Source organism: Nonomuraea basaltis (assembly GCF_005893125.1).
GTDB classification, from domain to species: Bacteria; Actinomycetota; Actinomycetes; order Streptosporangiales; family Streptosporangiaceae; genus Nonomuraea; species Nonomuraea basaltis.
The window spans coordinates 1-10,444 of the sequence record NZ_VCJS01000331.1 but is presented as its reverse complement, the minus strand read 5'-3'; the positions used below and the strand labels follow the sequence as shown (position 1 = coordinate 10,444).

Here is a 10,444-nt window from a genome sequence, read left to right as displayed (position 1 = left end):
GCGCCCGCCTCCGCGCCCGAGCGCCCCCGCCGAGTGCTGATCTCCACCGACACCTATCCCCCCGACGTGAACGGCGCCGCCTACTTCACCCATCGCCTGGCCACCGGCCTGGCCGCGCGCGGCAACGAAGTACACGTGGTCTGCCCATCGAGCGTGGGCCCGGCCAGCGCCGACGTGGTGGACGGCGTGATCGTGCACCGGCTGCGCTCGGCGCCCATCCCGGTCCACCCCAGCATGCGGTTCCCCGTGCCCGCCAGGCTCGACCGGCTGGTCGCCGACATCAAGCCCGACGTGCTGCACACCCAGGGCCACTTCGTGGCCGGCCGGGCCGCCATCGCCGCCGCGCGCCGCGCCGGCGTGCCGATCGTGGCCACCAACCACTTCATGCCCGACAACCTCTTCCAGTTCGCCCACATCCCCGACCGGCTACGGGCGAAGGCGGGCCGGCTGGCCTGGCGCGACTTCAGCCGGATCTTCAACCGGGCCGACCGCGTCACCACGCCCACCCCGCTGGCCGCCAAGCTCCTTGCCGACCAGGGGTTCGGGCGCGACGTCGAGCCGGTCTCCTGCGGGATCGACCTGACCAGGTTCCACCCGCACACCGAGCCCAAGGCCTGGGCGCGCAAGCTGTTCGACCTGCCTGACCGGCCCACCGTCCTGTTCGTCGGCCGGCTGGACGAGGAGAAGCGCCTCGACGAGATCGTCCGCGCGCTGCCCCTCGTGCTGAACGAGACCGACGCGCAGGTGGCGCTCGTCGGCAAGGGCAACCAGCGGCCGGAGCTGGAGCGGCTGGCCAAGCGCATCGGCGTGGCCGAGCGGGTGTTCTTCCTCGGTTTCGTGCCCGACGAGAACATGCCCCAGGCGTACGCCGCCGCCGACGTGTTCGCCATGCCGGGCGTCGCCGAGCTGCAGAGCATCGCCACGCTGGAGGCCATGGCCACGGGCCTGCCCGTGGTGGCCGCCAACGCGATGGCACTGCCGCACCTGGTGGACGGCAACGGGTTCCTGTTCGAGCCGGGCGACGTGATCGCGCTGGCCAGGCACCTGAGCGGCATCCTGGCCGACGACGGCCTGCGGGCCAGGCTCGGCAAGGCCAGCAGGGAGCTGGCGCTCACCCATGACGACCAGTCGTCGCTCGCCCGGTTCGAGCGGATCTACGATGAGGTGGCTCGATGACCCCTTGGCAGAGTGTCTGGGGCACCGTCACCGGCACGGTGGTGTCGGCGTGCGCGCTCGCGTACGCGCAGGTCGCCCTGCCCGCTCAGCCGCTGCTCAGCGACTACGCGCTGGTGTCCGGCGGGCTGGTCCCGGTGCTGATCGGGATGCTGGCGCTGGCGGCGGCGTGCCTGTGTCTCGCGTACGGCCTGGCGTCGGCCGACCCGGTGCGCACCGCGGCCACCCGGGTGCTGCTGCTGGCCGGGGCCGCCGGGCTGATGATGAGCGCGATCTTCCCCACCGATCCCGGCACGTCGCAGGTCGGCTCGCTCACCGGCGAGATCCACCGCTGGGCGGCCGCGGTCGTCTTCACCTCGCTGCCGGTCGCCGGCTGGACCCTGGCCAGGGGCCGGGCGGCGGCGCCCCGCTGGAACGCGGTCAGGGCCGTGAGCGTGGCGTCCGCGGTGACGCTGGCGGCTTACCTGGCGGCGCACCCGGCCTCCATCACCTCTCCGCTGATCGACGGCGCGGCCTACTACGGGCTGCTGGAGCGGGCCGTGGTTCTGGCCGAGATGGTGCTCCTCGCGGCGATGGCGCTGGCGGCCACCGCCGGTCGGCCCGCGGCGCGGACCCAGACGACGCCCACGCGACCCGCCGAGCCCGCCGGTTCCGCCGAGACCTCAGAGGGAGGGCGACCTGACCGGCCGGAACGCCTCGCCGCCTGACCCCGGCGCGGCTGCCGGGCGCCTGGCCTGGGCCTGGTCCCGTCCAGGTCTCGGCGCGAGCATGCTTAGACCGCCGTCGAAGGGATCACGTTCTAGCGTGACTCCATGCTCATCACACGCCATGCCGAAGCCCGGGCGGTGCTCGCCGATCCCAGGTACGTGCCGCCTCCCGTACGCCAGGACGGCCGGGAGGGAACGCTTGCCTGGCTGCGCGCGCACGTGTCGCGGTTCAGCACCGGCGAGACGCACGCCGCGCGCCGCCACCTGGTCGTCGAGCGGCTGGCGGCGCTGGACCCCGCCGAGCTGCGGACCGCGGCCAGGGCCATGACCCTGGAGCGGGACGGCGAATGGCGGGGCGTGCCCACGGCCGTGCTCGGGACCGCCCTCGGGGTGAAGGACACGAGCGCCGTCGCCGCCGCGGCGAGCGGCTACCTGTCGGGCGAGGAGAGCCCGGAGGCCGACGCCGCCGTCGCCGAGCTGCTCGGCCTGACCGACCTCCCGGCCGTCACGCTCCTGTTGCAGGGACACGCCGCCACGGAGGCCCTCATCGACAACGCGCTCCAACACGCCGCCGCGAGACCCGGCGCGCCTGGTGACGCCCCCGGACCTGCCGAGCCCGGCGCCGACGTCGAGGCGCTGCTGCGGGAGACGCTCAGACAGGACCCGCCGCTCAAGGCCACCCGCCGGCTCGACACGCGGACCGGCGACGAGGTGACGATCGACCTGGTGGCCGCCAACCGCGACCCCGATGTGTTCGCCGAGCCCGGCCGGTTCGACCCCGCGCGCGGCGACACCCCGCACCTGACGTTCGGGTACGGCGTGCGCCCCTGCCCAGCCCCCGCCCACGCGCTCGCCCTGGCCGCCGGCGTACTGGAGGCCGTGCTCACGGCCTCACTCCGTTCTCCAGGCGACGGCGCTCATTCGCTGCACGGCGGGAGCCACCGATGAGCTTCCGCAACCTGCACCGCCCCGGCGACCCGCTGCTGCTGCCGAACGCCTGGGACTACGGCTCGGCCGCCGTCCTGGCCGCGCAGGGCTTCCCGGCGATCGGCACGACCAGCCTCGGCGTGGCCGCCGTGTACGGCAGACCGGACGCGGCCGGCGCCACCAAGGCCGAGACGATCGAGCTGGCGGAGTCGATCAAGGACCTCGGCGTCATGGTGACCGTGGATATCGAGGGCGGCTTCAGCGACAACCCGGCCGAGGTGTCCGACCTGGTGGCGAGCCTGGCCTCGCTCGGGGTGGCGGGCGTCAACCTGGAGGACGGGCGCCCCGACGGCACGCTGCGCCCGATCGAGCTGCACCAGCGGATCATCGAGGCGGCCAAGGGCCACGGCGTGTTCGTCAACGCCCGTACCGACACGTGCTGGCTGCGGACCGGCGACACGCGGGAGCGGGTGCGCGCCTACGGCCACGCCGACGGGATCTTCGTACCGGGGCTGAGCGATCTGGGCGAGATCGCGGAGGTCGCGGCGAGCACGCCGCTGCCGCTCAACGTCCTCCACCAGCCGGGCGGCCCCACGCTGGCCCAGCTCGGCGCGGCCGGCGTGGCGAGGGTGAGCACCGGGTCGCTGCTGTACCGGGCCGCGCTGCAGGGCGCGCTGGCGACGGTGCTCGGCATCCAGGGCAGGCCCGCGCCTCAGGTGCCGACATATGCGGAGATCACCGCGTTCCTGCCGCAGCCGCGATAATCGACGCATGCGCTTCCAGATCCTCGGCCCCACCACCGTCCTGGCCGGGGACGGCGAGCCCGTCGCGCTCGGCGGCCCCCGGGTGCGGACCCTGCTCACGCTGCTCGCCCTGCACGCCGGGCGCATCGTGGGCGCGGAGCAGCTCGTGCACGGCATGTACGGCGCCCAGCCCCCCGAGGGCGTGGCCAACGCGCTGCAGTCGCAGGTGTCCCGGCTGCGCCGGGCGCTGGGCAGGGATCTGGTGGAGTTCCATCCGGCCGGATACCGGCTGGTCGCCGACCCGCAGGACGTGGACGCGCGGCGGTTCGAGCTGCTCGCACAGGCGGGCCGGCAGGCGTTGGCGGCCGGCGACCCCGGCCAGGCGGCAGCGCTGCTGCGTGAGGCGCTGGAGCTGTGGCGGGGCGCCGCGCTGGCCGACGCCCCGCACGCCGAGGCCGCCGCGGCGGCGCTGGCGGAGCTGCGGCTGGCCGCCACGGAGGACCGCGTACAGGCGGACCTGGACCTGGGCCGGCATCGGGAGCTGGTCGCCGAGCTGAGCCAGCTCATCGCCGCCCACCCGCTGCGCGAGCGGCTGCGGGCCCAGCTCATGCGCGCCCTCTACGGCAGCGGCCGCCAGGCCGAGGCGCTGACCGTCTACGACGAGGCCAGGAAGATCCTGGACGAGGAGCTGGGGGTCGAGCCGGGAGCCGAGCTGGCCGCCGCGCACCTGGCCGTGCTCCGGGCCGACCCGGCGCTCGGCGGCCCCGCCGACCTGGGCGTGCCGCGGGCCGGCTCCGCGGCCCAGACCGCCCGGCGGCGGCAGGGGCTGCGGGCGCAGCTCACCAGCTTCGTCGGGCGGGCCGAGGAGCTGGCACAGGTGAGCGCCAGGCTGCGGGCCGACAGGCTGGTCACGCTGATCGGCCCGGGCGGCGCGGGCAAGACGCGGCTCGCGATCGAGGCGGCCGGGCAGGAGCCGGGGGACGTCTGCTTCGTGCCGCTCGCGCCCGTCTCCGACGGCGCCGACGTGCCCGGCGCCGTGCTGGCCGCGCTCGACATCCGCGACCCCCTGCTGCACACCGCCGACCGGCCGGCCGTGGACCCGGTCACCCGGCTGCACACCGCACTCGCCGACAGCAAGCTGCTGCTGGTGCTGGACAACTGCGAGCACCTCGTCGCGGCCACCGCCGAGCTGACCGACGTGCTGCTCGCCTCCTGCCCGGGGCTGCGGGTGCTGGTGACCGGGCGGGAGGCGCTGGGCATCACCGGCGAGTCGATCCTGCCCGTGGCGCCGCTGCGGCTGCCGCCGCCCGAGGCGGACGACCCGCTGGGCTACCCCTCCGTCCGGCTGTTCGCCGACCGCGCCGCCGCCGTCCAGCCCGGCTTCGCCGTGCACGCGGGCAACGCCGCGCAGGTCGTGCGCATCTGCCGGGCACTCGACGGGCTGCCACTGGCCATCGAGCTGGCCGCGGCGCGGCTGCGTACGCTGTCGGTGTCCGACGTGGCGGCGCGGCTCGACGACCGGTTCAGGCTCCTGACCCGCGGCAGCCGTACGGCGCTGCCCCGGCACCAGACGCTGCGCGCGGTCGTCGCGTGGAGCTGGGGGCTGCTGGACGAGAGCGAGCAGCGACTGGCCAGGCGGCTGACCGTGTTCGTGGGCGGCGCGCGGCCCGAGGCGGCCGAGCGGGTGTGCGGGCTGCCGGAGGAGGTGCTGTTCTCGCTGGCGGAGAAGTCGCTGGTGGAGGTCGTCGACGGCCGCTACCGGATGATGGATACGATCCGGGCGTTCTGCGCCGAGCGGCTGGCCGAGTCCGGCGAGGTGGACGCGATGCGCCACGCGCACGCCGCCTACTACCTGGACCTGGTCGTCGCGGCCGACGCGCGGCTGCGCACGCGTGAGCAGCTGGAGTGGCTGGCCCGGCTCGACGAGGAGAGCGACGACCTCAACGCGGCGCTGCGCTGGGCGACCGAGTCGGGGCGGCTGGAGACGGCGCTGCGGATGCTGGCGTACAGCGCCTGCTACTGGTGGATGCGCGGCCACCGCGTCACCAGCGCCGACCTCGCCACCGAGCTGCTGGCCGAGCTGGGCACCGCCCGTCCCGAGGGCATGGAGGAGGAGTACGTGATGTGCGTGCTCGTCTCCGCCTGGACGGGAGCGGTCGGCGACGCGCTGCGGGTGCGGCTGGCGGAGGTGCGGGAGCTGCTGCCGAGTGCGTATCTGCCGTCGCGGGTGGAGTTCCTGATGATGCTGCTGTCGATGTTCACGGGGCCGCCCAGCGACTTCGAGTCAGCGTACGAGGAGATCATGGGGAACGTCGGCAAGCTCCCGCTCCCGCCCTGGCAGAGAGCGCTGTCCTTCGCCGGCTCGGCGTTCGTGCTGGACGTGCTCGGCCGGACCGAGGAGGCGCTGGCGCGGTTCGAGCTGAGCCTGGCCGCGTTCAAGGCCATTGGCGAACGCTGGGGCGCCGTGCTGGTGCTGTCCGGGCTCGGCAGTCTCCACCAGATGCGGCACGACCACCAGACCGCGCACACGCTGGCCGACGAGGCGCTGGCGCTGGCGCGCGAGCTGGGCGCGAACTCGGAGATCGCCGAGGCTCTGTGCCGGCGCGGCGACGCCCGGCTCGGCCTGGGCGACGCGGTGGGCGCGCGGGCCGACTACGCGCTCGCCGCCGAGCTGTCGCGCCGGAACGGCTCCATGGAGACCATGGCGTGGGCGCACCTCGGCCTGGGCGAGGTGGCGCTGGCCCTCGGGGACCTGGGCGAGGCGCGCGCCGCGCTGACCCAGGCCCGCGACGAGTGCCCCGGTGACTGGTACAGCACCGAGGACACCCGCACCCGCATCGACGCCGGGCTGGCGGAGGTCAGCCGGATGGTCAGCGAACGGTAGGCGCGCCGTCAGCCGTCCCACGGACAGTGGCCGTCATGAAGAACAAATGGTCCTGTCTGGCCATCGCCTGCCTGGCCACGCTGCTGCTCTCGCTCGACCTCACGGTCCTGCACCTGGCCCTGCCCCGGCTGGTGACCGACCTCGGCGCGAGCTCCACGCAGCTGCTCTGGATCGGCGACATGTACGGCTTCGCGCTCGCCGGCCTGCTCATCACCATGGGCAACCTCGGCGACCGCATCGGCCGCAAACGCCTGCTGCTGATCGGCGCGGCCGCGTTCGGCGCCGCCTCGATCGTGACGGCGTACGCACCCAACGCCGAGCTGCTGATCGCGGCCAGGGCGCTGCTCGGCGTGGCCGGCGCGACGATCATGCCGTCCACCCTGTCGATCGTCCGGAACGTGTTCACCGAGCCGGGCGAGCGGACCGCGGCCATCGGGATCTGGAGCGGGATGAGCGCCGCCGGCTTCGCCGTCGGGCCGGTGATCGGCGGGCTGCTGCTCGACCACTTCTGGTGGGGGTCGGTGTTCCTGATCAATGTGCCGATCATGCTGCTGGTGCTGGTCGGCGGGATCCTGGTGCTGCCTGAATCGCGCAACCCGGACGCGGGCCGGCTCGACCTGCTCAGCGTCGTCCTGTCGTTCGCCGGCATGGTGACCGCCGTCTACGCGGTCAAGGAGGCCGCGCACAAGGGCGTCGAGCATGCCGACGTGCTGGTCGCCGGCGTGGCCGGGGTGATGCTGCTGGGCGTGTTCGGGTGGCGGCAGACGCGGCTGGCCGAGCCGCTGATCGACGTACGGCTCTTCCGCCGCAGGGCGTTCAGCGCGTCCATCGTGACGAACCTGCTGGCGATCTTCGCGATGTCGGGCATGATGCTGATGTTCGCCTGGTACCTCCAGCTCGTGCTGGGCTGGTCGCCGCTCCAGGCGGGGCTGGCGCAGCTGCCCGGTGGCCTGAGCGGCGCGATCGGCGGGATCCTGGCCGCCAAGCTGATCCATTACATCGGCAGGAACGGCGTGGTGGCGCTGGGCCTGGCCATGAACGCGGGGGCGTTCCTCTACTACACCACGCTCGGGTTCGAGCTGAACTACCTCACTCTGCTGCCCGCCATGGTGATCGGCGGCGTCGGGATCGGGTTCGCGTTCACGGTCAACAACGACAACGTGCTGGCCACCGCGCCCAGGGAGCGGGCGGGGGCGGCGGCCGCGGTGTCCGAGACGGCGTTCGAGCTGGGCGGGGCGCTCGGCATCGCGGTCCTGGGCACCGTGCTGAACGGCGCCTACCGCGCCAACCTGGAGCTGCCGGCCGGGGTGCCCGGGGAGGCCGCCAGGGAGTCGATCGCCGGGGCGGTGGGCACGGCCGCGGCCCTGCCCGCCGCGCAGGGCGGGCAGCTCCTGCGGGCCGCGCAGGCGGCGTTCATCGAGGGCGTGCATCTCACGTCGTTCGTCACGGCGGCGGTGCTGGGCCTGGTGGCGCTGCTGGCACTGGCCGGGCTGCGCGGCGTGCCGAAGGAGATCCCGGAGGAGGTCCTGGCTGCCCGGGCGTAACGGCCACGAAGTCATCAGCAGTGTGAAGCACAACAAACACTCTGTTTCTCCGGACAGGGCACGGGGACCTGCCTAGAAGGTCAGGTCCCCTTCTACCGTTGCCTAGAGGTCGAACGCCCCGTTCGAGCTACCGCCCCCGCTCGCGACCTCGTCGCAGCCCCGCCGGGCCAGTCCATCCGCCCGTTCGTTGCCGGGGTGGCCGTTGTGCCCCTTCACCCACAGCCACTCGACCTGGTGCCTGCCGGCCGCCTGATCGAGCCGCTGCCACAGGTCGGCGTTCTTGACCGGCTCCTTGGCCGCGGTGCGCCACCCGTTGCGCTTCCACCCGGCGATCCAGGAGGTGATCCCGTTCCTGACATACGTGCTGTCGGTGTGCAGCCGGACCTCGCAGGGCCGCTTCAACGTCTCCAGCGCCATGATCGCGGCCAACAGCTCCATGCGGTTGTTGGTGGTCGCGCCCTCGCCACCATGCAGCTCCCGCTCATGCTTGCCGTACCGCAGCACGGCACCCCAGCCGCCAGGCCCTGGATTGCCGCGGCAGGCGCCATCGGTGAAAATTTCGACCACGTCCGTCACGCTGACAGTCTCTCAGGCGTGCAGCAGCGTGACCGACCGGCCGGAGGGCGTGGTGGCGGTCGTCACGGCCGTGCGTTCGGCCGCGGGCGGGACGTCCCGCCGTACGTCAAAGACGATTGATCTTCCGCATCCGGATGATGTCGTAGGCCAGGGCGTTGACCAGCCACGGCTGCCCCTGGCTCGCCTCGAAGCGCGCTGCACCGCCGCGGGCTCGAACGCCGGGGCGCTCGGCATCGCGGTCCTGGGCACCGTGCTGAACAGCGCCTACCGAGCCAACCTGGAGCTGAGCTGCCCGCCGGGGTGCCCGGGGAGGCCGCCAGGGAGTCGATCGGCGGGGCGGTGGGCACGGCCGCGACTCTGCCCGCCGAGCAGGGCGGGCAGCTCCTGCGGGCGGCGCAGGCGGCGTTCATCGAGGGCGTGCATCTCACGTCGTTCGTCACGGCGGCGGTGCTGGGCCTGGTGGCGCTGCTGGCACTGGCCGGGCTGCGCGGCGTGCCGAAGGAGATCCCGGAGGAGGTGTTGGCCGCCCGGGCGTAGATCGAACGGCGCGCCCACCCCTCCGGCCCTCGTCGTTCAGCCGCCCCGGCGCCGACGGGTTAAGGCGCGCCGGTGCCAGGGCCTTCGCCGCCGCCTGTACGTGTCGGCGCGAGGGCCTATGCCAGCCACGCCCACAACTCGAAGAACACCCGTGTTAGGAGAGCGTGGACTAAACTGCATGCTCACCCACTCTGACCTGCAGGGACGCCTCATGCGGTCCTTACACCTTGCCTGATCATCCCGCGCATGTCCCGCACGAGCGCGTGGGGGGACTGTCCTCCGGCGGCAATGGCTACGAAGCAGCCCTCTGGCGCAGGACGTCCTCGAGGTTAGCTTGCGCAATGTCGCGGATGTGATTGTCCTCCATTGACTTGGAGAGGGCTATGGCTTGCTCGAATGCTGTGATCGCTTCGTCGAAGCGGCGCACCTCGCGTAGGGCATTGCCGAGGTTGTTCAGCGCGCCAGCTTCGCCGTGGTGGTCGCTGAGATTGCGATAGATGGTGGCGGCGGTTTGATGCGGGGCGATGGCTTCGTCGAAGCGATGCATCCCTTGCAGGGCAATGCCGAGGTTGTTCAGCGCCCGGCCTTCGCCGTAGTGGTCGCTGAGATTGCAGCAGATGGTGGCGGCGGTTTGGAGGGCGGTGATGGCTTCGTCGAAGTGCCGTACCTCGCGTAGGGCATTGCCGAGGCTGTTCAGCGCGCTGGCTTCGCTGTAGTGGTCGCTGAAGTCGCGGTAGATGGCGATGGCGGTTTGGAGGGCGGTGATGGCTTCGTCGAAGCGGCCCACCTCGCGTAGGGCGATGCCCAGGCTGTTCAGCGCGCTGGCTTCGCCGTAGTGGTCGCTGAAGTCGCGGTAGATGGCGATGGCGGTTTGGAGGGCGGTGATGGCTTCGTCGAAGCGGCCCACCTCGCGTAGGGCGATGCCCAGGCTGTTCAGCGCCCGGCCTTCGCCGTAGTGGTCGCTGAGGTCGCGGTAGATGGCTATGGCGGTTTGGTAGGTGGTGATGGCTTCGTCGAAGCGGCGCACCCCTTGCAGCGTGTTGCCGAGGTTGGTCGATGACCCGGCTTCGTTGTGGTGGTCGCTGAGGTTGTGATAGATGGTGGCGGCGGTTTGATGGGCGGTGATGGCTTCGTCGAAGCGGCGCACCTCGCGTAGGGCGTTGCCGAGGTTGTTCAGCGTCCCGGCTTCGCCATGGTGGTCGCTGAGGTCGCGGTAGATGGTGATGTGGGTTTCCCCTCGTATCGTTGAGGCATCGCCTAAGAGGAGGACCAGGCGATGGCAGAGACACGACGAAGGTTCGATCCCGACTTCCGGGACGGCGCTGTCCGGATCGTCGAGGAGACCGGCAAGCC

Annotated in this window: 9 protein-coding genes; 7 read left to right on the top strand and 2 right to left on the bottom strand. The window is 72.6% G+C overall.

The window, feature by feature from the left end:
- The 6 genes from EJK15_RS63790 to EJK15_RS63765 all read left to right on the top strand — a co-directional run.
- Positions 1 to 1,176 (top strand): glycosyltransferase (locus EJK15_RS63790; RefSeq protein ID WP_420847181.1); only part of this gene is annotated, 1,176 nt, incomplete at its 5' end.
- Positions 1,173 to 1,880: a DUF998 domain-containing protein gene (locus tag EJK15_RS63785; RefSeq protein WP_138720004.1), complete on the top strand. Its 708-nt coding sequence runs from the start codon at positions 1,173 to 1,175 to the stop codon at positions 1,878 to 1,880. The genes EJK15_RS63790 and EJK15_RS63785, both read left to right, overlap by 4 nt.
- 105 nt (positions 1,881 to 1,985) lie before the next feature.
- Complete coding sequence (locus EJK15_RS63780) at positions 1,986 to 2,828, top strand: cytochrome P450 family protein (RefSeq protein WP_206062116.1); 843 nt, start codon at positions 1,986 to 1,988, stop codon at positions 2,826 to 2,828.
- Positions 2,825 to 3,571, top strand: a complete 747-nt coding sequence (locus tag EJK15_RS63775) for an isocitrate lyase/PEP mutase family protein (RefSeq protein ID WP_138720003.1) — start codon at positions 2,825 to 2,827, stop codon at positions 3,569 to 3,571. Before EJK15_RS63780 ends, EJK15_RS63775 begins: the two co-directional genes overlap by 4 nt.
- 7 nt (positions 3,572 to 3,578) lie before the next feature.
- Positions 3,579 to 6,434 (top strand): ATP-binding protein, encoded by a 2,856-nt coding sequence (locus EJK15_RS63770; protein ID WP_138720002.1) that lies wholly within the window; start codon positions 3,579 to 3,581, stop codon positions 6,432 to 6,434.
- A gap of 35 nt (positions 6,435 to 6,469) precedes the next feature.
- Entirely contained in the window at positions 6,470 to 7,978 is a 1,509-nt protein-coding gene (locus tag EJK15_RS63765; RefSeq protein WP_138720001.1) for an MFS transporter, read from the top strand.
- A 102-nt stretch (positions 7,979 to 8,080) separates the two neighbouring features.
- On the opposite strand, the gene rnhA is transcribed toward EJK15_RS63765, so the two are convergent.
- Positions 8,081 to 8,554: a ribonuclease HI gene (gene rnhA / locus EJK15_RS63760; protein ID WP_138720000.1), complete on the bottom strand. Its 474-nt coding sequence runs from the start codon at positions 8,552 to 8,554 to the stop codon at positions 8,081 to 8,083.
- A gap of 300 nt (positions 8,555 to 8,854) precedes the next feature.
- On the opposite strand from rnhA, the gene EJK15_RS63750 reads away from it, so the two are divergent.
- A complete protein-coding gene (locus tag EJK15_RS63750) occupies positions 8,855 to 9,091 on the top strand; it encodes a hypothetical protein (protein ID WP_138719998.1) in 237 nt (78 codons plus the stop codon).
- A gap of 292 nt (positions 9,092 to 9,383) precedes the next feature.
- Here EJK15_RS63750 and EJK15_RS63745 read toward each other — a convergent pair.
- A partial coding sequence (locus EJK15_RS63745) for a tetratricopeptide repeat protein (protein WP_138719997.1) occupies positions 9,384 to 10,444 on the bottom strand: 1,061 nt, incomplete at its 5' end.